The sequence below is a fragment of the Marinobacterium sp. xm-m-383 genome (assembly GCF_013283255.1).
GTDB lineage: Bacteria > Pseudomonadota > Gammaproteobacteria > Pseudomonadales > Balneatricaceae > Marinobacterium_E.
Map to the genome: position 1 here is coordinate 124,582 of NZ_WBYT01000005.1, position 24,634 is coordinate 149,215.

Genomic DNA, 24,634 nt, shown 5'->3' on the forward strand with positions numbered 1-24,634 from the left:
ATTTGGAATGGTATGAACACCAAATCTCCCGTGAAGCCAGAGTTTTTGCTCTTGATGGCCGCTTTGCAATGTCTAATGGCGCTCTATGTCGATGCGATGTTGCCTGCCCTGCATGAAATTGGATCTGATCTTAACGCCCTCGACAACAACCGTTATCAGTTTGTTATTACTAGCGTTATGTTGGGTCTGGCTGTAGGGCAGTTTTTCTATGGCCCCCTTGCCGATGCCTGGGGTCGAAAGCCTGCGGTCTATCTTGGCTTTACACTGATGCTGATCGGCACCCTGATCTCTCTGTTTGCAGAGACCTTTGAGGTCATGTTGGTGGGACGAGTGTTACAGGGGTTAGGTGCAGCGGGTCCGCGTGTTGTTACCATGGCGATTGTGCGTGATAAATACGTTGGGCGCGACATGGCGCGTGTGATGTCACTGATCATGACCATCTTTATATTCAGTCCCGTTGTGGTCCCTATGCTGGGCCAACTGGTATTGCTTGTCGCCGATTGGCGAGCAGTGTTTGGCATGCTGTTGGTGCTGACAACGGCGGCCTGGATCTGGTTTTCTCTACGCCAAGAGGAGACGCTTAATCCAGAGCATCAATCGACTCTCTCCTTTAAACCAGTGATGAAGGCGATGCGTCAGGTTGTGACGACCCGCGAAGGGTTTATCTACACCTTTGCCGGCGGCTTGGTACATGGATCATTGATTGGCTTTTTGGTCTCCGTACAGGGGATACTTCAAGGCATCTACGATACTGGCGCACTCTTTCCGGTCTACTTTGCAATGATGGCGCTTGGGGTTGGGATATCCTCTTTCATGAACTCAAAGCTGGTCTACCGCTTTGAGCTCAGAAAGTTGGTCATCTTTGTCATGGCGTTATCGGGTCTAATTTCATTGCTAGAGGCGATCGTCATTGGTGCTTGGCAGCTGACGGTTCCTCTACAGGTGTTTATCCTGATGATGATTGTTACGACCTTCTTTTTTGGCTTGTTGTTCGGCAACCTCAACGCGTTGGCAATGGCGCCCTTCGGTAAAATCGCAGGTGTCGCTTCAGGCACTATTGGGGCCTTTACCATGTTGCTGGGTGTCTTGGTTGGCTCGCTGATCGGCATGCAGTTTGATGGCACTGTTCTGCCTCTACTGATCGGATTCGCGGTTACAACCCTATCAGGCTTAATGTTAGTGATTCTCTTTTCAAAACCCAGAGTGCAACGTGTTGAGGTGCCACACTGATCATGAATGATCAAACATCAGCTCTGCTCTCACCCGGCCAGGAAGATCTCTGGTTTTTGCCCTTAGGGGGTTCGGGCGAGATCGGTATGAATATGAATCTTCTCGGTCACGCCGGTGACTGGATCATGGTCGACTGCGGTGTCACCTTTGACGAGGTGGTTGATCCTGAATCGCACCGCACAGCAGCCGTAGTGTCAGCCGACCCCAAGTTTATCTCGCGTCAAAAAGAGAACCTTAAAGGGATTGTCATAACCCACGCCCATGAAGATCACCTAGGGGCTCTGCCGTTCCTCTGGCCACGCCTTAAAGCGCCCGTATACGCATCGCCTTTCGCGGCAGAAGTGTTACGAAGAAAGCTGGCGCAGCATGGCTTAGATGGCCGAGTACCTATTCATGTGATCAACCAACGGGAGCGATTTACTCTCGGTAACTTCACCCTTGAATTTCTACCTATTACGCACTCGATTCCAGAAGCACAGTCTCTGCTTATTGAAACGGCTGTTGGTACGGTACTGCACACCGCCGACTGGAAAATCGATTATGACCCAGTCATTGGTGAGCCGTTCGATGAGTCACTCTATAAAGGGTTATCTAAACACAATATTCGTGCACTGCTTTGTGATTCGACCAATGCGCTGAAACCGGGAATGTCGAAATCAGAATCGATCTGTTATCGCGGCATTTTGAAACAGCTGGAGTCGGTTCAAGGTCGAATTGTGGTCAGTTGCTTTAGCTCCAATTTGGCCCGCCTCGTCACAGTTGCCCGTGTAGCAGATGCTTTAGGTCGACGCTTTGCTCTGATTGGTCGTTCTCTAAAAAACATCTACTCCATCGCCAAAATGACCGGTTACTGGCCTGATGAGTTAGAACCCATTGATGAGTCTCATTTGGGTTATCTTCCAGCCGAAGAGGTGTTTGCGATTGCGACCGGTAGCCAGGGAGAAGAGCGTGCAGCATTGAATCGCTTAGCACTGGACTCCTATCCTCATTTTTCAATGGAGGAGGGCGATCTGGTGTTGATGAGTTCATTCCTCATTCCTGGAAATGAGCGGTTGGTGGAGCGGATGTTGGATCGTTTTAAAGCGCGCAAAGTTAAAGTGGTTGAATCGGCCACCAGCTCGACGCCGATTCATGCATCTGGCCACCCATGTCAGGCTGAATTAGCCGATATGTACTCTTGGGTACAACCGATTATTGCGGTGCCATTGCATGGTGAACCTGAGCACATCAAAGCGAATGCCGAGATTGCTCGTAAGTACTCCGTACCGGTTCAACTGATCGGTGAGAATGGCGATCTCTACGAGTTGGCGCCGGGTCATCGTATTCACTATGCCAAGGTGCCCGCCGGCCGCCTTGCTCTCGTTCAATAGTGGGCCGATTTTTGCAATGTGTCTGTTAGCTTTCAACTGGCGTCCTAACCACACTACCCCGTTACTCTTGGTGGCCAATCGAGATGAGTTCCATGACAGGTCGGCTCTGCCCATGCACTGGTGGCCTGTACATCGAAGCGACTCTTTAGAGGTATTGGCCGGCCAAGATCTAAAAGCTAAAGGAACTTGGTTGGGGTTCAATCGCTCTGGTCGATTCGCATTTTTGACGAACATTCGCCCTGGTTATATTGGCGTAGAGGGCGCTCGCAGTCGGGGTGAGATTCCACTGCTGTTCTTAAACTCAAACGAATCTATCCAGCAGATTGCTCAAGCGTTAAAAGATAATAGATATCAATATGCCGGCTTTAATCTGATTGTTGGTGAGCCTGGGGCGTTATTTTGGATGAGCTCAAACAGTCCTGACCTTCAGCCAATAGAGCCTGGGGTACACGCTCTGAGTAATGATGCACTTGATACTCCATGGCCTAAAGTGACACTGGCACGCCAACAGATCTCCGAACAGGGTGTTTTGCTAGAGACTCAACTGGATGGATCTGGTCTATTAATGGACCCTAACCCAGCGAATGACGCTGAACTTCCAGATACCGGTATCCCTGTCGATTGGGAGCGCCTGCTCTCTTCTCAGTTGATTGTCAGTGAAACCTACGGCACTCGATCTCGCTGCTTGTTCCGACTATCCGGTGGTCAGTATGATGTGGTTGATCAGCAGTTAGATAAAACCGGTGCTGTCGTGTTAGAACAGCCGTTTAGTTGGTTTGTCGGGGAGTAACAGATGTTTGGAATAGTCGATTTTTACACCTATCTGATTGGGACAATCATTATTATTTTGCTGCCCGGTCCCAACTCTATGTATGTCGCTACGGTAGCAGGGCGCCGAGGCGCTCTCGCAGGGTTTCAAGGCGCGGCGGGTATTTTTGTGGGGGATCTGACGTTGATGACACTGTCAGTCGCCGGTGTGGCGAGCCTGATTCAAACCACCCCCATTCTCTTTACGCTGCTTAAATATGCCGGTGGACTCTATCTTATGTGGCTCGGTTTTGGTCTGCTAAGGTCGCTTTTCACTAAACCTCAAAACAGTGATTCGGACATCGATTTGCCCAAGGACTCTAAACACCCATTTAGAGTAGCGCTGACGATCAGCCTTCTTAACCCTAAGGCAATACTCTTTTTTGTCTCGTTCTTCATTCAATTTGTCGATCCAAGCTACGACAACCCCTGGCTCTCTTTTGCTATTTTGGGTCTGGTTGTTCAACTCTGTTCACAGATCTATCTTGCGGTGTTGATTCTTATGACGATCTATTTCAAGTCTCTTCTAGCCGAGGGGGGGAAACTTTCAGGCCTTGCGAAAGGGTTAGCGGGATCACTGTTTATGGGGTATGGTCTTAAACTAGCACTATCAAGCAACTAGTGTTCAGTTTTTGTATTAATAACCCTATATTTTGGTCCAGGTATGAAGCTTATATTGAAAATAGGTCTAGTGTTAGCGTTAACACTGCAAGCCCCCTGGGTCGCTGCTTCTGATGCCGAATTACTCTCTCAGCTGAGTCAACAAGAGCGTGACTATCTCGAGAATAAACAGACCATAAGGATGCCTACCTATAGCAATTGGCGCCCCTTTAACTATGTTGATGCGGGTCAGCCGAAAGGCTATCTAATTGACTTAACTCGACAAATTAGCCAAAAGCTGGGTTTAGAACTGCGCTTTGTTAATGGGTTTGAGTGGTCGCAGCATATGGAAAAATTGGCCGATGGCCAGTTAGATGTTGTCGGTAATATGGTGCTGACTGAAGAGCGCCAACAGCGCTATCTTTTCAGTGAAAAGCAGACACTAGAACTGTTGACTGAGCTAGTCAGTTTAAAAGGGTACACGCGCTTTGCCGATCTGGATGGCCAGGTTGTTGGTATTCAGAAAGACTCTATTTTTGAGAGCTATTTTAAGAAGAATTATCCTCAGGTTCGCTATAAAGAGTACTTATCATTTGATGAGATGATGGCTGCTCTGTTGAACGGCAAAATTGATCTGTTCGTAGAGAACTATTCGATTGCCAACTATCTGATCAACGTTTCCCACATCTTTAATGAGGATCTGCAAGTTAGACTGCTAGAGTCTGAACCGGGACTGCAGTTAAATATGCACTTTGCGTTTAACCAGCAAGATAGAACGCTGAAAACCCTTTTTGATAAAGCCTACGACAGCTTCAGTCCTGATGAAATTAGGGCACTACAGGAGCTGTGGGGCATGGTGCCAAATAGTGAATTGAGCCCTTTCACTAAAGAGAGCTTACAAAAGCTGCTCTATCTCTTTTTCGCCACACTGGGGATCATACTTCTGCTGCTCTACCGCTATCAACTTCTATCGAAACAGAGCTCAAAAATAGCGCAGATTAACAAACAGTTAGAGCAAGAGCGTTCTGAACTAGAGCGTTTGAATCAAGCTTACGCGGAACAGGCGGCAAAAGTTCAAACCTCTGAAAAACTCTCAAAAGATTATCTCAATGCCTTAACTAAGATGGGTAATATGTTTGCCGTCATAGGTGTTGAGAGCCTGAAGGTGATCGATGCTGACGATAAGACCGCTCAGTGGTGGGGATATCATTCTGCTAAAGAGGTTATCGGTAAAACGATACCTGATTTGATGGATATCACTCCAGAGTTTGCCCGCCAATTTCACCTTGAAGCTAAACGCCAAGGTGCCGTAATCCGATTTCAAAAACAGCTGCGCCCAGCACCAGGTTCTGAGGCTAAAATGGGTGAAATCTGCTTGATCTATCAGCCGGCTAAAGATGGAGTCGAGGCTCATACCATCCGTTTAATGCGCGATGTTTCGGAAGAGCAGGCACTCCGTCAAGCATTAACTGATAAGGCAGAAGAGGCTGAAAGACTCTCGCGGGTTAAAAGCGAGTTTTTGGCCAATATGAGTCATGAGATTAGGACACCCATGAATGCGGTACTGACCTTGGCTCAAACCTTAGCGCGTGCTGAAAACGCCAATAAACCCGTGCTCGAACAAGCGAAAAAAATCCTAAGAGCGGGGCAGTCATTACAAAAGCTGATCGACGATATTCTGGATTTTTCTAAGATAGAGAGCGGTAAGCTGAAACTGGTAACGACCGAATTCTATCTGGCTGAACTGCTTGAAACCCTTGCTCTACTCATGTCCAGCTCAGTTAAAAGTAAGAACGTTCACCTGGCGATTACACCGAGCTATCAGGGTAACATCAAAATATCAGGCGACCAGCAACGCCTGGAACAGATTTTGATCAATCTGATCAGTAACGCGATCAAGTTCACTTCGAGGGGCTATGTTGAGTTGACGGTTGATGTGATCAATGCAGACTCTGTACCCCGTCTTCGCTTTGCGATTCGTGATACTGGCATCGGCATGAGTGATGAGGTTTTAGCTAAAATTCTAAGGCCTTTTGAGCAGGGCGATGGTTCGATAACGCGTAAATTTGGGGGGACTGGTCTAGGGCTTAGCATTACCCAGCAACTTCTCTCATTAATGGGAAGTGAGTTAAGTTTTGAGTCCCAGCAGTTCCGAGGCACTACCGTCTCCTTCGAATTGACTCTGCCTGTGAAGGTTATTGAACCTGATCCTATAACAGAGGCTAGAGTTCTTATTGCCTGTAAAAACCCCTTTACACGTAACTCTCTTGTGGCCGTTGCCAAAGCGATGGGTCTAGATCATGAAGTTGGACAGACGCAGAGTTATCTGATCTATCAACTCGTTTCAGCCATAAAAGCGGATCGCTCCTTTGACTCTGTCATTGTCGATGAAGAGATGTCCGGTAAAAACTTGCAGCGTCTAGAAGCAGAGATCCAGAGTGAGTTACAGAGCAAGGGCGTTGATTGGTCTGGAAAACTGGCCACTGTAACCAGTCCTGTCAGTCATATTGAAGAGTTTGAGAACAGCCCCTATGACTGTTTAATGGAGCCTGTTACCAGTTCTACATTAAAACGCATCATCAATTCTGATACCCAGCCTGAGACAGAACAGATTCCCAGTCAGCGGCTTTTGAACCGAACACTGTTAGTGGTCGATGATAATCTTTTCAACCGTGATTCTGCTCGCGAATTTCTTGAAGCTGAAGGGGCCTCAGTGCTTCTTGCCAATGATGGTAGTGAGGCGATCAAACTCTTAAGAGAGGCAGAGTCATCGATAGATTTGGTATTGATGGATGTGCAAATGCCAGTCATGGACGGTCTTGAGGCGACTCAAAGGATTCGTGCCCTGCGGCGGTTTGAAAACTTACCCATAATCGGTTTGTCGGCAGGCGCCTATGCTGAGGATATTGAAAAGGCTTTAGAGTCCGGCATGAATAACTACATCACTAAACCGGTCGATATTGAGAAAGCCGTTGTCGCAATTGCAGAACTGATTGCGCCTGAAGCACTGAAGGAAAATGCGATCTCAACTAACACCAATCAATGCGATATAGATAGGCCTCAAAGCTACTTTGATATAGCACTGGCTAGAGATTATTGGAGCAGTGATGAAACGGCTAAAAAGTATGTTGCACAATTCATTGAAAAATACGCCCAAACTCTTGAGTCGTTGCAGCAAGAGTCCGATGAGCTAAATGTTGAGTTTATCCATAAAATGAAGGGCGCTAGCAGTATTTTGGGAATGCCACAGCTCACCGAAAATCTAATGCTTCTTGAAGCCCTTCTTCGTAATGGAAAAAAATTATCGGCTGAACAGGTCGCCACACTGGTGGCTGTTTGGGCAGAGACAAAGCGCGAAGCTTTGACAAGTTTGGAATCATAAATAACCGATGAGTAAGCAAGAACAGGGTGTCTCTAAGGTCGTGACAACCAATCAGGCCGGTTTGCATGAGCGTCTCGATGAGATTGTATTGCGTAACTTAAATAACCCATTTCGCAAACCCATTGCCGACCATACTCAGGTCGCCTTTGATCAGGTGACCGATTGGCTCAAAGGTCGTTCCGGAGAGCTTATCTTGGACTCTTGCTGTGGTATTGGTGAAAGCTCCCGCCATCTTGCCAATCGATACCCAGACGCCAATGTCATAGCGGTTGATCGTTCTGCTTATCGTCTTAGTAAGCACGAAAACTGCTTCACGGGTGAGCTTGATAACCTACTCTTTGTGCGAGCGGATTTAATCGACTTTTGGCGCCTGGCTGCAGCTTCAGAGTGGCGTCTAGCCAAGCATTTTATTCTCTACCCCAACCCTTATCCTAAATCAGCTCAGGTTCAGAGACGTTGGCATGCCAGTCCTGTATTCAGTGATCTATTGACCTTGGGTGGGGAGTTAACCGTTAGAAGCAACTGGAGACTCTACATCGAGGAGTTCGTCAGGGCACTGGCGTTGGCGGGTCATGAAACTAGCGTACAGTTATACAGCGCTGACCAACCGATGAGTGCATTTGAACGGAAATATTGGGAGAGTGGTCAGCAGAGCTGGCAGTGCGTAGCGCAGCTTTCAGAGTCTGGCTCAGCTTTAAAACCCTAAGATCCTAAGAGCCTCTTCATCCTGTATGCGCCTGTTGAACGCTTGAATCAGCCCCGCCTTGGCCGTTGACTCAGAGGCTGATGAAGCCGATTTAATGGACAGAGTTGTGGCATGCTCCACCTTAGATTGACCATCCAAAAAGCGAATTGATAAATCGGCTTTGGCAATGTGAATGCCATAGGCGCTACTGATTTCTTCAATGACCTGGCACTCGACGGTTATAACACCAGATGAGGAGTTGATCTCAAAACCGGCTTCTAGGATTAGACGCTCCAGTGAGCCTTTAAAGCTCATGCAGCTTTGTTCGGTTTTTAGCATTACCGGGTGGTTGGTTTGGTAATCTTTAATGGCACATTCAGTGTCTGCAACCTGGTTGCTGTACTTTTCCCCAATCTCCGATTCCCCCAGCTGTTTCATAAGAGATATTAATGGCTGTTGAGCCTTTAGATCGGTTAGCTGTTGTCGAGCACTTGCCCAGTCAGAGAGAGTCTTGATTGGCTGTGCAGAGGAGGCGGTTAATCTGGGGTCTATTTCGTTTTTGAGGTTCTTAATTAAGGCCGTTTTTTTCAACGCTAGCAGGGTCGCGGTTCGTTGCGGTGCAATCACATCCTGTTTAAGGATCTCATATCCACCCAAAGGCAAACGCTCGGTTCTGCTTTGAATCGACGACTCCACCACTCGCTCAGTATATTCACGACTGTCTCTAACCGACGAAAGGCGCTGCTCTTGTGTGCTGGATAGTTGAACTAACAGTCTCTCGGCAAGATGAGCTAATGCAGCCTGCTCAGAGGCTTGTGCGCTGCCTCCCTCACCGACACCGTAAAATTGATCACCTGTGTTGACTAGCGGACTCATCAACCAATCAGGAGTCTTAGGTTCTGCGACAAGGATGACGGGTTCTCTGCTTGCACACCCAGTCGTTACAAAACTGGCCAACATTAGAAAAGCGAGAATGAATCTGCGGGTCATAGCTGGTTCTCTAAACGCGCCTGTTCACTCTTCTGACGTTCAACACGCAAAATGGCTTGGTTAATGATCTTGTTGGGCTCTTTTACCAACTGATCGGCTAACCGGTAGAGCTGCTCAGCTTGGCTAGTTTTACCGAGCTGCTCTTTAACAACGGCTAAATTGTAAGCCGCCACATAGCATTGGTCACCTGTACTGGTTAGAAGCTCGGAGAAGAGCACTTCAGCTTTGTCGATGCGGTGATCCTCAACGTACTCGATACCATACTCCAAAAGGTCCTCTTGCTCGCTGCTGTAGTCGATCTCTGGATCATCGAGCAGTTGCACTATGACAGTTGCCTCATAGGGAGCTATGTAAGTCATGAACTGATCGGTGATCTCATCAGCTAGGTTGCTTAGGACACTCTCGGGTGTTGGAAGAGAGTAGGCGCTGTCACGACAAGCATCGTGACTCTCTTTTGCCGTGAAGCGTTCAGAGAGAATCAGGTCCCCGCGTTCAGTATCAACGAGTCGGATGGTAGCGTGCAGGTTGGAGTGCATCTCATCACAAGGGATGTAGCGCTCACGAGTTTTTTTGCACTTCTGATCGGCACACTCAACACGAGTAACGTAGTAGAGCGAGTAGTCGGTGGTCTGAATCTCCACCTCACCAGTAATCAGTCCTTTCGCACCGATCAGCTGACCGATCTCAACAGACGTCTGTTCATCGACTAGCCCAGAGTGTTGAAGTTTTTGCTCGTCTAAAATTGATTCAAGATCCTTACGGTTGACCACGGTAAAAAAGGTCTCACCTGCCAACCTATGGTTGGTGACTCGAGATTCAATGCTGTTCGCCACACCGGAGTAGTCATTCTCAAATGGAAGCACCGCAACGACTTTGGTGGCGGCAGCCCGATCACTGATGGCTGGATTGATCAGGGTAATCTTAGCGGTCGATGAGCAGGCCGTAAGAAATAAAGCGGTGACCGCTAGGCCAAGGCTTTTTAATTTACAGTTTGTTAAGTTCACGCTCGGCACTCTGTTGTTGCGCTTGAGGAGAGGGGTCTTGCATCACCTCGTTAGAGGAGCAAGCCGAAAGTGATAAAGCTATCAGTAGTAGAGTAAATAGAGGTTTCATCAACAACTCACTTATCTAGTTGATCAATCTGAGAGTCGATCGCGTTATTGATCGTCGCTTTTTCAACGCCCAGCAAAATGAAGATGACCTCTGTTTCAGGGTGCTGCCAGTAGCTCACTTGTTGTGAGTTATTAATTGTCAATTCGGAGGTTTGTCTTGCGACTTGAGTGACGACGCGTTCAGCCGTCATCTCATCGGCACCCGTTGAACGTTGATAGGAGTCTAGTTTGCTTTTAATCTGAGCCTCGACCTGTTGTGCGATATCAGCACGAGCATTAATGGCTGCCTCTTTACGAGAAAAATCATACCCTAGCTTGCTCAATGGAGCAGATCCTACGCCGACATAACGATCAGCCTCCATGTAGCCACCACAAGCCCAAATAGGTGCTTGTTCACCATGGATGACGCATTCGCCACCTTCGACTAGATCGGGTTTAGGCAGTTCACTGCTGCAGCCGGCAAGGGTTGTTAAAAGTGTCGCAGTCATCAGTAACTTGGTGCGTAGGTTCATGATCATTATCCATTAGAAATTACTCATATGATGGTCACATATTTCCATAGAAATGTCAGGGTTATTTTTAGATGAAAATTGACACTCAACGGAATAAAACTCACCCGTGTGATTACCCCTTTACGGACAGATCACGTAAAATAACCAAAATCACAAATCAGAGTCTGTCATGGATAACCGCAGAAAAATTCGCGCTGCCGTCTCTCTTCTCTCGTTCATTGGGATTGTTGCCCCATTTATGTTTTTAATGGGTGCCGAAAATACCGAAGAGGCCTTTAATGAAAATGCCAGTTGGGTGATTAAAAATACGCTGGTGTGGATTGTTGTGATGTCTCTGCTGTTGATCAAGAATCCTAAGTTTTTTGGCGACGAAACCCCCTTCGATATACTGCTTCGTTACGCTAAACGTCTGTTTAAATCGAACGCTTCTGACCGATAGTGAGCCGTTGATCAATGCTTAAACTGAACGCACTATCTCTCTCTAATCTTCGCGGTGATCTGCTCGGTGGTTTAACCGCTGCGGTGGTCTCACTCCCTTTGGCGCTCACATTTGGTGTCGCCTCTGGCGCTGGCGCAGAGGCGGGACTCTATGGTGCGATCCTAATCGGTCTCTTTACCGCGCTGTTTGGTGGAACCTCTACGCTGATCTCTGAGCCTACTGGGCCTATGACCGTGGTGATGACCGCTGTGATCAGCACTCTAGTGGCTGCGAACCCTGAAAATGGTCTGTCTATGGCGTTTACCGTGGTGATCATGGCAGGGATATTCCAGATCGTGTTTGGTTATCTCAGGTTGGGCAAATACATCACCCTGATGCCCTATGCGGTGGTTTCTGGCTTTATGTCAGGCATCGGATTCATACTGATTATTCTGCAGATAGCCCCTGCGTTAGGGCAATCTCCACCGGCGGGCGGGGTGGTTGGTACCGTAACTCATCTGCCAGAGTTGATCATGAACGTGCACTTCAGTGAGTTGTTGCTGTTCTTGGTGACACTGGGTGTGTTGTTTAAAACGCCTGAAAAATACAAAAAGTTCGTGCCGCCTCAGTTGATTGCACTGGTTCTTATTACTCTGGTCTCTGTGATCATCTTTAGCAGTGATGGAGTCCAACGCATTGGTGAGATCGATGTGTCACTGCCTTCAATGACCTTGCCCTATTTCACCTATGATCAGCTTCAGATTATGTTGGTCGATGCGATGGTGTTGGGCATGCTTGGTTGTATCGATTCAATGCTTACCTCGGTCGTGGCGGACAACCTGACCCGAACAGAGCATGACTCCAACAAAGAGCTGTTTGGACAGGGGTTAGGCAATATCATGTCTGGTCTGTTCGGCGGTCTACCAGGTGCCGGTGCCACTATGGGCACCGTGGTCAATATTCAGTCCGGAGGGCGAACACCACTCTCAGGTGTTATAAGGGTTCTCGCACTGGCAATAGCTGTGTTTGGAGCAGGTTCATTGATCGAAAATATCCCTTTAGCGGTGCTGGCTGGTATTGCGGTAAAAGTGGGTGTCGATATTCTGGACTGGTCGTTCATTAAACGGGTTCACCTAGTCTCTAAATACAGCACGATGATCATGTATGCCGTTCTACTACTAACGGTGTTTGTCGATCTGATCGTTGCGGTGGGTGTCGGTGTCTTTGTCGCGAACGTCATCATCATCCGTAAGTTATCCGATGTTGAGGCTGAGAAGGTTCGCTCTATGTCCGATGTCGATGATGAGATTCCTCTGACCCCTGAACAGCAGTCCCTGTTGAATGAGGCGAATGGCCGTATCCTACTGGTCTACCTTTCGGGAGCGATGATTTTTGGTGTCTCCAAAGCCTTAGCCCGTGAGCGAAAAGACATCGCTAAACACGATGCGGTTATTTTTGATCTCAGTGACGTCAGTTATTTAGATGACACCATGACGCTCTCCATTGAGAACGTCATACTCGAAGCCTTAGATCTTGGTAAAGAGGTGCGTCTAGTTATGGCACCGGGCGCTGAGAAAGATCGATTGATTCGCCTTGGCCTTGATCAGCGCCTCCCGGCTGATCGTATAACAGAATCAAGAACCGAGGCATTGAGGCAGTCACTTTCCAGTTTATAAGCTAAGCTGAAGCTAAAGAGATTTGGAGGTCTACTATGTTCAGTTTGATCTTTAAGACAGTTCGCCACCTGTTACTCAGGGTATTGCTTCCGCTCAGTCTGCTCTTTTCAGGCGCGGCCTCAGCTAAAACGGTTAAAGAGATCCTTGCACTTGAAGAGGCGCCACCAGGAGTGGTGTTTGAAATTTTGGCGCCTAATCCACAACAGTGGCAACGGATTCAACCTCGTTTGATGGGCGCCATAGACTCTTTGCGATCAGCTTTTCCAGATCTCGATATTGCGGTGGTTAGCCACGGCAATGAACAGTTCGCTCTGACCACTGAGAATGAGAGTAAGTTCCCACTTTTGCATCAAGGGGTTCGTGATCTAGGTGAATCTGGCGTGGATCTGCATGTGTGTGAAACCTTTGCGAGTTGGAGCAACGTCACAGCAGAGGCTTTTCCAGACTACGTAGACGTTGCCCCTTCCGGTCCCGCGCAGATCAATAACTACGTTGCGATGGGGTATCTGTTGGTGGATCAGTTCGCGTTTTAATTCGCTCTCTGATTTAACATCTCTTTAATCTCAGCCAGCTGTTTTTGAAGATCAGCGATGGTTGGCTCATTGGCCTCGATCGCTTCCTCTTTAAGGATGCGCTCATGCTCCTCATTCATCACATTGACGACAATACCGATCACCATGTTCAAGAAGGCGAAGGCCGTTAAGAATATAAAGGATAGATAGTAGATCCAGCTTAGACTGTAGACCGTCATCGTTTCGTACATCACATCGGTCCAATCCTCAAAGGTCATCACCCTAAAGAGTGTCAACATCGACACCGCGACATCGCCCCAAAGGTCGGGGTTAATCGCAGCAAACAGCGTCGCACCAATAGCAGCATAGACGTAGAAAATGATGAACATCAGCAGAAGGACGTACCCTAGCTGAGGCAGTGCTTTGATCAACGAGTTCAGCAGCATTCTAAGTTCAGGAATGATGCTGACCATTCGGAAGACGCGGAACACGCGAACTAGACGTGCGACCAGAGCGGTATCGGCCTGACTGACAGGGATCAGGCTGATCACAACCACTAAGGTGTCGAATAGGTTCCAGGGATCCTTAAAGAAGGTGCGCTTGTTCTCATCGGCAATGAAACGAACCGTGATCTCGACCAGAAAGAAGACGGTAACAGCGATATCCAGCCAACCAACAATCATCTCAGCGGTGTCAGAAAGGTCAAAGGTCTTGGCACCAATCAGGAGCGCCGAGCCAATAATCACCGCAATTACGGTGAGCTCGAAGAGTTTGTTAGAGCGGATTTTAACGAGTGTCGATAGTAAAGCGTTGCTGTTCATTGGCTTAGAAATTCACTACATAAAATGGACGCTGATAGTAATTGAAAATACTGGAGTTGTGGAGAGGGTAGCTCTTGAGCTCTGTGTGAAAATTAATGAAGATCTATGCTGTACCGTTTGAGCGTCTCGAAACTGATAATCTCAAGTGTTTTTGCATTAGTTGCGGATAGATTAACTCTCGGGGCGCACCCTGAAACCTCGGCTTCCTCCCATCGTTGAGCACATAGGCACCAAGAGTCGCCTGGCTTTAAACCGGGGAACTGATATTCAGGCCGGGCGGTAATGAGATCATTCCCTTTGCGAAGTGAGAAGAGCAGAAACTCCTCCGTCATCACAGCGCAGACCGTGTGGGTTCCGCGATCATATTCATCTGTGTTGCAACATCCGTCTCTGTAATAGCCAGTTAGCGGATCACTGCTACACGTTTCAAGTGGCGTGCCTAATACGTTTAACTGTTGGTTGTTCATCTGTTTTACCTTAATGATTTATCGACTAATCCTATATAGGCCACCATTGGGTGCGTCACTTAACACTAAAATTGAGCCATCATTGGCCTGTTCAACGTCTCTAACTCTTCCCATCTCATCATTGAATAATCTCTCCTCTGAAACGGGCAGATTGCTATCAGGATCTATGACGATTCGGTAGATGCTTGTGAACTTCAAAGCGCCAACCAAAAGATTGCCCTGCCATTCGGGAAACATCTCTTCGGTATAGAAGGTCATTCCCGATGGTGCAATGCTTGGATCCCAGACCCAGAGAGGATCGGTATATCCATCGGGTGATGAGTTAAGACCTATATCCCCACCTATGTACTCCTTACCGTAAGAGACGGTTGGCCAACCGTAGTTGTTATCTTGCTCAATGAGATTGATCTCATCACCACCGCGTGGACCATGTTCATGAGACCATAAAAGTCCTGTATTAGGCTGTAATGCAAGACCTTGTGGGTTTCGATGACCCATCGAGTAGATCTCAGGCAACCAATCTTGCTGAGTATTGGCTGGCTCCGGCTCAACAAGGTTCAGTCGAATAATTGATCCAGCATGATTGGAGGGGTTTTGAGCGTTGCTGCGATCACCACGGTCGCCTAAAGAGGCAAACAGGTAGTTGCCCTCTATGACTATCCGACAGCCGAAGTGTGCACCGGAGGGAGAGCGATGGTTGGAGACAAAAAAATCCTTGGGTGTTAAAAGCTGATACCCATCCAATTTGGCCGATGCAATCGCTAAGCCTGCACCACCTTCTAACGGTTTGCTGTAGCAAAGATGTACCCTATTTGATTGTTCATCATAGGCGACATCGAGAAGCCCGCCTTGCCTAAAACTTGCTACAAAAGGGGTGGGTAAAACAGCTCTTTGCTGCCCGGTTGTAAGGTTAATGCGCAAAAGGGCACCGGCTCTTGCTGTCACGAGGACCTCTTCATCGTTAAGGACAGCGATACCCCAAGGGTGAGAAATGTCTGAACCTATTTTTTCGATGGTGAAGGCAAATGAAGCCTGGCCTAGTAGTAAGGCTGATAGGAGAGTGATGACTTTCATTTCAGATACAGTTGGTTTTTATGTAGTTACGGTATTTGGGCTGGGGTGGATTTTTGGCCAGATTTATGAAAACACCTCCTGTGTTTTCACCCTTCGGGCCGTCGCACCTTTGGTGCTCCTTTCAAGGCCAGATTTGCGATTACACATCCTGTGCAATCGTCCTTCGGACTGCCTTCGGCATCCCAAAATGCTATCCATGCATTTTGGTGAACTGAGTTGTTACTTCACATCCTGTGAAGTAATCCTGCGGACTAGCTTTCAGCTATCCAAATAATGCTGTCCTGCATTATTTGTCGTCAGTTCTGCATCTGGCCCATCCGCCAGACGAAAAAAAAGGTATAAACCCTGCGGGCCTATACCTTTTTTTACGTTGGTAGCGGGGGTGAGGTTTGAACTGGTGACCTTCACCGCGGAGCTATGAAGAGTGAGCCCGACGTGGTTTTTGGGTCGTAGATTCAAGCCAGATTTATGAAAACACTTCCTGTGTTTTCACCCTTCGGGCCGTCGCACCTTTGGTGCTTCGTTCAACCAATGCAATCCATGCATTGGTTGTGAACTGACTGCGCTAGTTCTGCATCTGGCCCATCCGCCAGACGAAAAAAAAGGTATAAACCCTGCGGGCCTATACCTTTTTTTACGTTGGTAGCGGGGGCCAGATTTGAACTGACGACCTTCGGGTTATGAGCCCGACGAGCTACCGGGCTGCTCCACCCCGCATCAACGTGGGGCGTATTATACATAGGTTTAAGGTTGCTACAAGCCTGTTTCTAAAATATTACGATATTCTTCCACTATTTTTTTAGTTTGGTACTCTTTGTAGCCTATTTTAAGGAGTATGGCGTTGCACGATTACTATTTAGGCTTACCTCAGTGGCAACATCCTGTTTGGGAGGGTGGCTGTTTGGCAGGGGGTGGAACTGCGCTTCAACGTTATGCTCGTCAATTCTCATCGGTAGAGGGCAATACGACCTTTTATGGTTTGCCTAAACCGGATACGGTGAAGCGTTGGCGGGATGAGACGCCTGATGACTTTCGATTCTGTTTTAAGTTCCACCAAGATCTTTCTCATCGCAGTGCTTTAGAGGTGGCTAATCCTAAAGTGGCCGAGCAGTTTGAAGTGTTGGAGCCGCTGGCTCATAAAATCGGGCTGCTCAACTTGCAGCTACCAAAAAGCTTTAACAGTGAGGGGATTGAGTATATCCATCGATTTCTGTTGGCTCTACCTAAAGCCTTCAACTACTCGGTTGAAGTTCGTCACCCTGAGTTCTTTGCGAAAGGGGATGAGGAGAGGGCGTTTAATCAGATGCTGCTGGAGACAGGCGTCAATCGTGTGATGTTCGACACCCGTCCCATTTTTGCAGTAACCGCCATGGACTCAGCTACCTTAGATGCTCAGCAGAAGAAGCCAAAGGTGCCGTTGCATGTCCTTGCAACTGGTCAGCATCCGCAGGTTCGTTTCATATCGACCATGCAGTGGCAGGAGTCTGATCGCTATTTAGATCAGTGGGTCACTAAGGTGTTGCAGTGGATCGATGAGGGGAGAGTGCCTTATCTCTTCTTTCATACGCCAGATTGTGCTGAAGCACCGGAACTGGCTGCGCGTTTTGTCGATAAGTTGAAAGAGGCAAAACCCTCTGTGCAGGGGGCAACGCCTGAGTTGCTCGCGTCGGAACAGAGCTCTCTATTTTAGAGAGTCCGTTCTCCTAGTGTAACGCGTGAGTTTGTGCCAGTGTGAAGGGGGCAATGGTCGCTTGAAAGGTCTCATTTTCGTCGGTGATCATGTCGTAGTGACCCTGCATGGCACCCACCTCAGTCGCTAAGACCGTGCCGCTGGTGTAGCTGTAGCTTTTGCCCGGTTCAATGGTGGGCTGTTCACCGACAACTCCTTCCCCTAATACCTCTTGTGTCTTCTCATTACCATCGGTAATCAGCCAGCGGCGGCTCAGTAGCTGGATAGGCATAGGGTTATGGTTGGTGATGGTGATGTGGTAAGAAAAGACGTAACGGTGTGTCTCTGGATCCGATTGGTCGGTCAGATAGTCGGTTGTCACATCGATCGCTACGTTTCGGCTCAGTTCATAATCTTGCATGTATAGACAGTCTCGTCGTGCAGTGCTTATTCAGCGCTGTTTCGTAAATCATAGATCGCGTCAGCGATGGCGACAAATTCAGCGAGAGAGAGGCGCTCAGGGCGTAATCCAGGATCAATACCCAAGGCTTCAAGTTGCTCGCCGGTAATCCAACCCTTCATATTGTTACGCAGAGTTTTACGTCGCTGACTGAAACCGGTTCTGACAACGTCAGCCAACAGCTCAGCACTTTTTGCTTGTATGGGTAGCGTTTTGTGCGGAATCAATCTAACAATGGCGGAATCGACCTTCGGTGCCGGATTAAAGGCGCCGGGTGGTACGATAAAGAGCTTCTCTACCTGACAGTAGTACTGCGCCATTATGCCAAGGCGGCCGTAGTGATTTTCCCCCGGCTGTGCAGCTAGACGTTCCACCACCTCTTTCTGCAGCATGAAGTGCATGTCGCTGATCAATCCTGAAAAACTCAAGAGATGGAAAATCAGCGGCGTTGAGATGTTGTAGGGCAGGTTGCCGATCACGCGAAGTGGGCGCTCATCTTGTTGCAGTGACGAGAAGTCAAACTTGAGAGCATCCGCCTCGTGAATCTTAAACTTATCTTCATACCTAAAAAACTTGGTACGCAGGACTGGGACGAGATCACGGTCTAACTCTACCGCTTCCAGCGCACCGGCGAGCTCTAGAATCTCTTCTGTAAGTGCACCTAAACCGGGACCAATCTCAACGAGGTGCTCTTCAGGTTTTGGATTAATCGCAGAGATGATACGACCAATAATAGTAGGGTCGTGCAGAAAGTTCTGACCGAAACGTTTGCGGGCCACGTGCCCAGGGTTTTTACTGCTCATATCAACCTATGATTGTTTACGGTTAGAAGCCATCTCGGCAGCATAACTAAGGGCGGTCTGCAAAGAGCCTGCATCGGCTCTGCCTGTGCCGGCAAGATCCAACGCGGTGCCGTGATCGACTGAGGTGCGCACAATAGGCAGACCCAAGGTGATGTTCACTGCTTGGCCAAACCCTTTGTACTTGAGAACCGGCAGCCCTTGGTCGTGGTACATCGCAAGCACCGCATCAGCGTCTTTTAGATGATGTTCGGTGAAGAGCGTATCGGCAGGGAGTGGGCCAATCAGGTTAACACCCTGTTCCCGGTAGCTATTCAATACCGGTTCGATCGTGTCGATCTCTTCACGTCCCATATGGCCGCCTTCGCCAGCATGGGGGTTTAAGCCTGCAACCAAGACGCTGGGTTTGTCACAACCAAAGTAGTGCTTCAGATCATCCAACAGAATATCGATGACCGAACGAAGTAGCGGTTGCGTTACCGCTTGAGGCACTTCAGATAATGGCAGGTGTGTCGTTGTAAGAGCAACTCGTAGCCCTTCGGTCGCCAACATCATAACAACCTGATCGACGTCACAACGCGATTGTAGAAACTCTGTATGGCCTGTGAAGGGGTAACCGGCATCATTGATAACACCCTTATGAACCGGTGCTGTGCAGATGGCATCAAACATGCCACCCAAAGCCCCGTCTACAGCTAAACGAAGGGTATTCAGAACATAGACGCTATTGAGCGGATCCAGTTGGCCTGGAATAACATCGGCATTCGATGGGGTGCCAATGTAAAAGAGCTCTCCAGGCTGACAGCCAACGGCAGGCTGGTCTGGATCAAACTCATGCAGTTTGATCGGCAAGCCTAAGAGTTTTGCGCGATCGACAATAATGTCAGGGTCACAGATGATGACCAGTTGGTGCTCAGAGCCTTGCTGGGCAATCTGAACACAAAGGTCTGGACCGATGCCGGCCGGCTCGCCCGGGGTCAGTGCAATTCGAAGAGCCACTACTTCACCTTAATGTCGACGTAGGCTTCTGAGCGAAGTTCACGTAACCAAGTGGAGAGTGCTTCATCGTACTTACGTTTACGGATTTCTGAGCGGGCTTGGTTTTCACGCATCTCAGTGGTGAAGTCCTGTTGGCGACGCTCTTGTACTTGTACAATGTGCCAGCCAAAGCGGGATTCGAAAGGCTCGCTCACCTCATTAATAGCCAGTTTGTCCATCTGCTGTTCAAACTCAACAACCATCTTGCCCGGTTGTATCCAGCCCAGTTCACCACCCAATGAGCCGCTGCCCGGGTCATCGCTGTAGCGGCGCGCCAACTCTTCAAATGGCTCGCCCTCTTTGTATCGTGAGTAGAGCTCTTCAGCGAAGGCTTGAGCCTGTGCTGATGTGCGAATCTCTGAAGGGGCTACCAAAATGTGGCGTGCTCGAGTTTCGGTTACCAGTGTGGCTTGATCGCCACGACGCTCGCGCAACTGCAGTAGGTTAAAGCCTGAAGGGGTTCTAACCACTTTAGAGACTTCGCCATTTGATAGACCCGACACAGCAGAGAATATTTGGGTCGGTAGCTCTTGTGCTTTACGCCAACCCAGGTCACCGCCATTAAGCGCATTGGGTGCGTCCGAGCTGCGTACTGCTAGATCCGCAAAATTAGCGCCTTGATCCAGTTCGGCTTTGAGTTGGTTGGCGCGATCTTGAGCAGATTTAATCTGCTCTGGCGACGCAGGTGAAGGAAGAGCGACTAGAATGTTGCTCAGTAGATATTCACTGCGGTCTTGGTTCTTCGCCAGATCTGAATTGAGATAGTTCTGAACCTCTTGGTCCGTTACGCTGACTCGACGGTTGACGTTGCTCTGCTGAACACGGCTGATGATCAGTTCACGGTGAATCTGATCACGCACCTGCTGATAGTCACGTCCTTCGTTGATTAACGCTTTACGGAAATCACTCAGGGATAGATTGTTCTGCTGAGCGATGCGGTTCATCGTACTGTTCAGCTCACTATCACTGACGCGAATGCCTTGGCGCTCAGCCAGTTGCAGTTGAATACTCTCAATGATCAGCTGCTCTTTAACCTGATTAGCCAAAACCTCAGCGGGTGGTAGCTGAGCTTTACGCGCCGTTAATTGAGCACGGATATCACGAATTCGCTGATCCACTTCAGAGCTCATGATGATGCTTTCGTTAACTACGACGGCAACACGGTCCAGTGCAACGGGCTCTGCAAGCAAGGAGCTGCTTGAGAGGGCAAAAATCGCCGATGCGATCAAATGTTTAAAAGTTGTCACGGTCATCCTCGTTATAACCCGTTAAATCCTCAAGGAACTGACGACCTTCGCTCTGGCCAAAGGCGCCCAGACCGCGAAGAATGAATTGAATGTAGAACTTGTTCTCACGTTCGAAATCGCTGCTGCCGTCGACAATGCTTCGCTGTCCGGTAAAGCGGACCTTCCAACAGCAGTTTTCGTACTCGATACCGGCAAGCGTCTCTAGGTTTTCAGACTCTTTGATATCTTGGGTGTATCGTGCAACGCCGCTCCACTCTGTCGTGATCGGCCAACGCGTGGCCAGATCGATCTGGTTGAAGGTGTTGTTGCCGTCACTGCTCTGCGTTTTACGTAGGTTTGCGTAGAGTAGTCGCTCATCATCTGGACGGTAGTAGGCACGATAGTTTTCGGTCAGTAGCGCAGCTGTTTCACGATCAATGCGCGAGTCATGGCTCAGCGTCAGCACTTCAGAGGGCTTCCAGCTGGCGTAGACAGCGTAATCCGATTGATCTGCTGTACCGGTTGAATCGCCTGGGCGAGCATCGTGATCACCAAAGTAGTGAGCCTGTGCAATGCCTGCCGAGATCAGCTCACGCCCCGTTAGACTGTAGACTTTGCTCTCTAGGCCTAGGGTTGCTTGATCGGTATGGCTAACTCGGTCATTACCGGAGTGGCCCAAATTATCGAACAGGTTGCCGTAGCTAAAGCCAAGGGGATTTTTGCCAGAGTCAAAGAATGAATTATCGCCATCTATTAGAGTATTTGTGTTGTCACCATCAACATGTATCAGTTTGATGCGTGGCTCTAGCGTCTGAGTGGCAATCTCGCCCTGACGTTCAAAGATCAGGCCTGAATCCAACGAGGCAAACAGGTTGGTGTGCGACGCACTGCTATTATCTGAGAAGTCATAGCTTGAGTGCCAAACGCCCGCTTCAGGTCGTAGGTAACCCCAAGTGGTCTCCGCGCTGTAACCGATTGACTGGCGGGCATGAAGACGACTGCCGTCGGTTGCGCTCTCATTGGTTGAATCAAACTGTGTGTACTGCACGGCGAGATTCAGCACTGTCTCATTCAGACTTTGGCTGGTACTGAAGTTGAGCTGAGGCATGCGCTTGTAGCTGGTTGAGTTATCTAGAATCTGATAATCATTAACCAGTGCCGATGCACTCCAGCCATTACCGCTATAGGCTACTTGAGCACGCTGAGAAAGTACATCAGCAGCCGGTACTGCCAGCGTTACCGGCGTTAGGTCGTCAAAGTAGTTGTCATCACTGACGCGAGTGAAGCTGACATCACTCGACCAGTTGGGTGCCGGAGTGCCGGTATGATTGAAGTCGATCAACCAACGTTCACTCCCCTGAAGATCATCATCGGGAAGCCAGCTGGTATTCAGCGTGTTCATGCTGAAGCTGTTGAGGTAGCGCGCCTCGTTTTCAAACAGTACGCCACGCTGTTCGATGATGCGCGTCGTTAGCGTGTCATCGATGTTAGGCGCAATGTTGAAGTAGTAGGGCAGAGCCAGATCGTAACCATCCTGCTCGCTGGTGCTGAGGGATGGATAGAGTAGACCCGTTCTGCGCGTGTCATTCAATGGCCAGTAGAAGTAGGGCAGGTAGAAGACCGGTACACCAGCAACTTCAAAGCGGGTATTCCACGCCTCTCCATAACCCTCTTGAGGATAGAGCTCCATCTGCGCTGCTCGAATACCCCAGTCGTTATTACCCGGTTCACAGTAGGTAATCAGCGTATCTTCAGCTTCAACTCGCTGATCACCAAAGCGGGTCATCGCCTCAGCATCACCGCGCATATGTTGATCATGCATGACGAAGCGCGCTTCATTGGCGATGGCGATCTTATTGTTCAGGTCAGCAGACATAGTGTCTGCAATCATCAACAGGTTGGGTTCACGGTAACGCACATCGCCACGCAGTAGGGCTTGTCGCGATTGCGCTTCAAACTCGGCGAGGTTGGACTTAATCTGGCGACCAGACTCTTCGATGATGACGTTGCCACGTAAAATGGATAAACCATCGAGATCGGCATCGGATTCGTCAGCGTTGATGACCGTGCTGCTCTCTTCGTTACCGGGAGCCAGATCGCCAACCCAGATGTCAGGCTCATCATAGCGACCTTTGCAGACCAGTCTTTCAGCATCCAGAGGTGCTAAACGAACCCAGTCTAAATTGATGTCACGTCGGTCATCACTAGGGTCACGAATGATGGCCCGAGCTGGAAGAGTGACTGCCTCAATCGGCTCATCTGTCGCTTCGCTCGTTGCAGTTGTTGCAACAGCTTTTGTGTCAGGCTCTGGTTTAGCGTCCGTTTTAACGGGTTCAGGTTTGGCGGCGATTGTCTGTTCTGGTTTCTGCTCTGGCTCGGCGGTCAGAGAATTTTTGGGCTCTTGCTCTTTTTTGGGCTCTGGCAGCGGTTTAGGCAGCGTTTTTGTGATCTGTGCTTCGATCGCATCTTCAGTTGCTGAGATGCGAGTTAACGGAACCGGCTCAGGTTTGTAATCGGCAGAAGCACCGCAGCTCCAACCTCGGTCAGTCTGCTGACAGTCCCAGGCGCCCGCTGCATTAGCGGCGTTTGAACCACCTGCAACAACCAAGCCTAAAATGATTTTTGTAATTGCGTTTTTTTCGAAGGGCATTGAATGCGATCCGCTGGCTACCGAGACGACGTTTAAGTAGCCTCAAAAGTCGAGTAATATTGGGCACTTATAATAAAGATTCCCGCTCTTCAGTACCAGAGGTTAACGTAAATGGGTTCGCGCCAAGCGCAATTAAAAAACTGGGCTAGACAGGTTTGGCCCTATGCCGATCGCGACCAGCTAGAGATTACCCCTGTCAGCGGTGATGCCAGTTTCCGTCGATACTTCCGTGCGTCGACACCTACAGCAGAGTTAATCGCTGTGGATGCCCCACCAGAGAAAGAGAATTCAGAGCCATTTGTGCGTATCGCTAAAGAGTGGTCTGAAAAAGGCATTCATGTGCCTGAAGTGGTGGCTGATGATCTTGCTTTAGGCTTTATGCTGCTGGAGGATTTTGCTGATCAGCAGCTCTTAGATCGCCTGAAATCCGAAGGTGATGCGCCCTATCTTCAGGCATTAGAGACGCTGTTGGGTATTCAGATGCTGCCGGCTGAGGGCTTGCCCAACTATGATGCCGCCGTGCTGACACGTGAGATGAATCTTTTCCCAGAGTGGTTCTTAGGTGAGATGCTTGGCATCACAGAGGGCTGGGATAGCCTTCTAGAGAAGACCTATCAGCAGTTGATCGAATCGGCGTTCAGTCAACCTCAAGTTTGTGTGCATCGCGACTATCACTCGCGCAATCTAATGCCGTTAGTCGATGGCGGACTGGGTGTGATCGATTTTCAGGATGCATTGATCGGTCCTGTCACCTATGACTTGGTGTCACTGTTACGTGATAGCTACATCGAGTGGCCAGAGTCAGTCGTCGCTGAGTGGGTAGAAAACTACCGCCTCATGCTGATGGATGTCGGTTTCTCTTTGCCAGACTCAGTAGGGTTTAAAAAGCTCTTCGATCTGATGGGCATGCAGCGTCAGCTCAAGGTGTTGGGTATCTTCTCCAGACTATACCTGCGTGATGGGAAATCGGGTTACCTTAAAGATATTCCATTGACCTTCGAATACCTCTACCGAGCCGCGTCGGCCCATTCGGAATTCTCCGATCTAAAAGAGGCGCTATCTGGGCTGATACCTGCCATGCGCCAACACCAACTGCTTGGTCAGCATATTGCTCCTGAGTGGCCGAAATTGTGAA

Annotated in this window: 23 protein-coding genes and 1 tRNA gene; 11 read left to right on the forward strand and 13 right to left on the reverse strand. The window is 49.0% G+C overall.

Annotated elements, in window-relative coordinates:
• The first annotated feature begins 12 nt into the window (after window positions 1-12).
• The 6 genes from XMM383_RS09530 to XMM383_RS09555 are packed head-to-tail and all read left to right on the forward strand — an operon-like array spanning window position 13 to window position 8,095.
• Window positions 13-1,230: a multidrug effflux MFS transporter gene (locus XMM383_RS09530; protein ID WP_173484344.1), complete on the forward strand. Its 1,218-nt coding sequence runs from the start codon at window positions 13-15 to the stop codon at window positions 1,228-1,230.
• 2 nt (window positions 1,231-1,232) lie between these two features.
• Entirely contained in the window at window positions 1,233-2,600 is a 1,368-nt protein-coding gene (locus XMM383_RS09535; protein WP_173494861.1) for a ribonuclease J, read from the forward strand.
• Window positions 2,601-2,616: 16 nt separating this feature from the next.
• A complete protein-coding gene (locus XMM383_RS09540) occupies window positions 2,617-3,390 on the forward strand; it encodes an NRDE family protein (protein ID WP_173494862.1) in 774 nt (257 codons plus the stop codon).
• 3 nt (window positions 3,391-3,393) lie between these two features.
• Window positions 3,394-4,029 carry a leucine efflux protein LeuE gene (gene leuE, locus XMM383_RS09545; RefSeq protein WP_173494863.1) on the forward strand — a complete coding sequence of 212 codons (636 nt, stop codon included), beginning with the start codon at window positions 3,394-3,396 and terminating at the stop codon, window positions 4,027-4,029.
• Between the two features lie 42 nt (window positions 4,030-4,071).
• Complete coding sequence (locus tag XMM383_RS09550; RefSeq protein WP_173494864.1) at window positions 4,072-7,389, forward strand: response regulator; 3,318 nt, start codon at window positions 4,072-4,074, stop codon at window positions 7,387-7,389.
• 7 nt (window positions 7,390-7,396) lie between these two features.
• The gene (locus XMM383_RS09555) at window positions 7,397-8,095 is read left to right on the forward strand and encodes a tRNA (guanosine(46)-N(7))-methyltransferase TrmB (protein ID WP_173494865.1); all 699 of its coding nucleotides are present in this window, start codon (window positions 7,397-7,399) and stop codon (window positions 8,093-8,095) included.
• Here XMM383_RS09555 and XMM383_RS09560 read toward each other — a convergent pair.
• The 4 genes from XMM383_RS09560 to XMM383_RS09570 are packed head-to-tail and all read right to left on the reverse strand — an operon-like array spanning window position 8,084 to window position 10,688.
• Entirely contained in the window at window positions 8,084-9,064 is a 981-nt protein-coding gene (locus tag XMM383_RS09560; RefSeq protein WP_173494866.1) for an LPP20 family lipoprotein, read from the reverse strand. The two genes, XMM383_RS09555 and XMM383_RS09560, sit on opposite strands and share 12 nt — an antisense overlap.
• Window positions 9,061-10,068: a CsgG/HfaB family protein gene (locus XMM383_RS09565; protein WP_173494867.1), complete on the reverse strand. Its 1,008-nt coding sequence runs from the start codon at window positions 10,066-10,068 to the stop codon at window positions 9,061-9,063. Before XMM383_RS09565 ends, XMM383_RS09560 begins: the two co-directional genes overlap by 4 nt.
• A complete protein-coding gene (locus tag XMM383_RS11805; RefSeq protein ID WP_256368157.1) occupies window positions 10,049-10,177 on the reverse strand; it encodes a hypothetical protein in 129 nt (42 codons plus the stop codon). Before XMM383_RS11805 ends, XMM383_RS09565 begins: the two co-directional genes overlap by 20 nt.
• A gap of 7 nt (window positions 10,178-10,184) precedes the next feature.
• A complete protein-coding gene (locus XMM383_RS09570) occupies window positions 10,185-10,688 on the reverse strand; it encodes an LPP20 family lipoprotein (RefSeq protein WP_173483055.1) in 504 nt (167 codons plus the stop codon).
• A gap of 169 nt (window positions 10,689-10,857) precedes the next feature.
• Here XMM383_RS09570 and XMM383_RS09575 point away from each other — a divergent pair, with 169 nt between their 5' ends.
• The 3 genes from XMM383_RS09575 to XMM383_RS09585 are packed head-to-tail and all read left to right on the forward strand — an operon-like array spanning window position 10,858 to window position 13,315.
• The gene (locus XMM383_RS09575; protein WP_173483054.1) at window positions 10,858-11,127 is read left to right on the forward strand and encodes a hypothetical protein; all 270 of its coding nucleotides are present in this window, start codon (window positions 10,858-10,860) and stop codon (window positions 11,125-11,127) included.
• A 14-nt stretch (window positions 11,128-11,141) separates the two neighbouring features.
• A complete protein-coding gene (locus XMM383_RS09580; protein ID WP_173494868.1) occupies window positions 11,142-12,782 on the forward strand; it encodes a SulP family inorganic anion transporter in 1,641 nt (546 codons plus the stop codon).
• A gap of 35 nt (window positions 12,783-12,817) precedes the next feature.
• Window positions 12,818-13,315, forward strand: a complete 498-nt coding sequence (locus XMM383_RS09585; protein ID WP_173488691.1) for a DsrE family protein — start codon at window positions 12,818-12,820, stop codon at window positions 13,313-13,315.
• Here XMM383_RS09585 and XMM383_RS09590 read toward each other — a convergent pair.
• From XMM383_RS09590 to XMM383_RS09605, 4 genes are all read right to left on the reverse strand, one after another.
• Entirely contained in the window at window positions 13,312-14,115 is an 804-nt protein-coding gene (locus tag XMM383_RS09590; protein WP_173481251.1) for an ion transporter, read from the reverse strand. The genes XMM383_RS09585 and XMM383_RS09590 overlap by 4 nt on opposite strands.
• Before the next feature lie 92 nt (window positions 14,116-14,207).
• Entirely contained in the window at window positions 14,208-14,582 is a 375-nt protein-coding gene (locus tag XMM383_RS09595; RefSeq protein WP_173481250.1) for a DUF2237 family protein, read from the reverse strand.
• 18 nt (window positions 14,583-14,600) lie between these two features.
• Window positions 14,601-15,656 carry a PQQ-dependent sugar dehydrogenase gene (locus XMM383_RS09600; protein ID WP_173494869.1) on the reverse strand — a complete coding sequence of 352 codons (1,056 nt, stop codon included), beginning with the start codon at window positions 15,654-15,656 and terminating at the stop codon, window positions 14,601-14,603.
• A 640-nt stretch (window positions 15,657-16,296) separates the two neighbouring features.
• Window positions 16,297-16,373, reverse strand: a tRNA-Met gene (locus tag XMM383_RS09605).
• Window positions 16,374-16,497: 124 nt separating this feature from the next.
• Between XMM383_RS09605 and XMM383_RS09610 the strand changes: the two genes are divergently transcribed.
• Window positions 16,498-17,346: a DUF72 domain-containing protein gene (locus XMM383_RS09610; protein ID WP_254443124.1), complete on the forward strand. Its 849-nt coding sequence runs from the start codon at window positions 16,498-16,500 to the stop codon at window positions 17,344-17,346.
• Between the two features lie 13 nt (window positions 17,347-17,359).
• On the opposite strand, the gene apaG is transcribed toward XMM383_RS09610, so the two are convergent.
• From apaG to lptD, 5 genes are read right to left on the reverse strand one after another with little or no spacing between them, the layout of a single operon-like run.
• Complete coding sequence (gene apaG / locus XMM383_RS09615) at window positions 17,360-17,746, reverse strand: Co2+/Mg2+ efflux protein ApaG (RefSeq protein ID WP_173481247.1); 387 nt, start codon at window positions 17,744-17,746, stop codon at window positions 17,360-17,362.
• A gap of 26 nt (window positions 17,747-17,772) precedes the next feature.
• Window positions 17,773-18,588: a 16S rRNA (adenine(1518)-N(6)/adenine(1519)-N(6))-dimethyltransferase RsmA gene (gene rsmA, locus XMM383_RS09620; RefSeq protein WP_173481246.1), complete on the reverse strand. Its 816-nt coding sequence runs from the start codon at window positions 18,586-18,588 to the stop codon at window positions 17,773-17,775.
• Between the two features lie 6 nt (window positions 18,589-18,594).
• A complete protein-coding gene (gene pdxA, locus XMM383_RS09625) occupies window positions 18,595-19,584 on the reverse strand; it encodes a 4-hydroxythreonine-4-phosphate dehydrogenase PdxA (RefSeq protein WP_173483049.1) in 990 nt (329 codons plus the stop codon).
• Window positions 19,584-20,870, reverse strand: a complete 1,287-nt coding sequence (locus XMM383_RS09630; RefSeq protein ID WP_371731525.1) for a peptidylprolyl isomerase — start codon at window positions 20,868-20,870, stop codon at window positions 19,584-19,586. The genes pdxA and XMM383_RS09630 overlap by 1 nt, the downstream gene beginning before the upstream one ends.
• Window positions 20,857-23,499, reverse strand: coding sequence for an LPS assembly protein LptD (gene lptD / locus XMM383_RS09635; RefSeq protein WP_173494872.1), 2,643 nt, complete (start codon window positions 23,497-23,499; stop codon window positions 20,857-20,859). Before lptD ends, XMM383_RS09630 begins: the two co-directional genes overlap by 14 nt.
• Window positions 23,500-23,610: 111 nt before the next feature.
• Here lptD and XMM383_RS09640 point away from each other — a divergent pair, with 111 nt between their 5' ends.
• On the forward strand, window positions 23,611-24,633 hold the full coding sequence (locus XMM383_RS09640; protein WP_173494873.1) for an aminoglycoside phosphotransferase family protein: 1,023 nt from the start codon (window positions 23,611-23,613) through the stop codon (window positions 24,631-24,633).
• Window position 24,634: the final 1 nt, after the last annotated feature.

Bases quoted from the DNA above. Each gene is read 5' to 3' on its own strand.
- XMM383_RS09530 (WP_173484344.1), top strand. From the start codon at position 13: ATGAACACCAAATCTCCCGTGAAGCCAGAGTTTTTGCTCTTGATGGCC.
- XMM383_RS09535 (WP_173494861.1), top strand. From the start codon at position 1,233: ATGAATGATCAAACATCAGCTCTGCTCTCACCCGGCCAGGAAGATCTC.
- XMM383_RS09540 (WP_173494862.1), top strand. From the start codon at position 2,617: ATGTGTCTGTTAGCTTTCAACTGGCGTCCTAACCACACTACCCCGTTA.
- leuE (WP_173494863.1), top strand. From the start codon at position 3,394: ATGTTTGGAATAGTCGATTTTTACACCTATCTGATTGGGACAATCATT.
- XMM383_RS09550 (WP_173494864.1), top strand. From the start codon at position 4,072: ATGAAGCTTATATTGAAAATAGGTCTAGTGTTAGCGTTAACACTGCAA.
- XMM383_RS09555 (WP_173494865.1), top strand. From the start codon at position 7,397: ATGAGTAAGCAAGAACAGGGTGTCTCTAAGGTCGTGACAACCAATCAG.
- XMM383_RS09560 (WP_173494866.1), bottom strand. From the start codon at position 9,064: ATGACCCGCAGATTCATTCTCGCTTTTCTAATGTTGGCCAGTTTTGTA.
- XMM383_RS11805 (WP_256368157.1), bottom strand. From the start codon at position 10,177: ATGAAACCTCTATTTACTCTACTACTGATAGCTTTATCACTTTCGGCT.
- XMM383_RS09570 (WP_173483055.1), bottom strand. From the start codon at position 10,688: ATGAACCTACGCACCAAGTTACTGATGACTGCGACACTTTTAACAACC.
- XMM383_RS09575 (WP_173483054.1), top strand. From the start codon at position 10,858: ATGGATAACCGCAGAAAAATTCGCGCTGCCGTCTCTCTTCTCTCGTTC.
- XMM383_RS09580 (WP_173494868.1), top strand. From the start codon at position 11,142: ATGCTTAAACTGAACGCACTATCTCTCTCTAATCTTCGCGGTGATCTG.
- XMM383_RS09585 (WP_173488691.1), top strand. From the start codon at position 12,818: ATGTTCAGTTTGATCTTTAAGACAGTTCGCCACCTGTTACTCAGGGTA.
- XMM383_RS09590 (WP_173481251.1), bottom strand. From the start codon at position 14,115: ATGAACAGCAACGCTTTACTATCGACACTCGTTAAAATCCGCTCTAAC.
- XMM383_RS09595 (WP_173481250.1), bottom strand. From the start codon at position 14,582: ATGAACAACCAACAGTTAAACGTATTAGGCACGCCACTTGAAACGTGT.
- XMM383_RS09600 (WP_173494869.1), bottom strand. From the start codon at position 15,656: ATGAAAGTCATCACTCTCCTATCAGCCTTACTACTAGGCCAGGCTTCA.
- apaG (WP_173481247.1), bottom strand. From the start codon at position 17,746: ATGCAAGATTATGAACTGAGCCGAAACGTAGCGATCGATGTGACAACC.
- rsmA (WP_173481246.1), bottom strand. From the start codon at position 18,588: ATGAGCAGTAAAAACCCTGGGCACGTGGCCCGCAAACGTTTCGGTCAG.
- lptD (WP_173494872.1), bottom strand. From the start codon at position 23,499: ATGCCCTTCGAAAAAAACGCAATTACAAAAATCATTTTAGGCTTGGTT.
- XMM383_RS09640 (WP_173494873.1), top strand. From the start codon at position 23,611: ATGGGTTCGCGCCAAGCGCAATTAAAAAACTGGGCTAGACAGGTTTGG.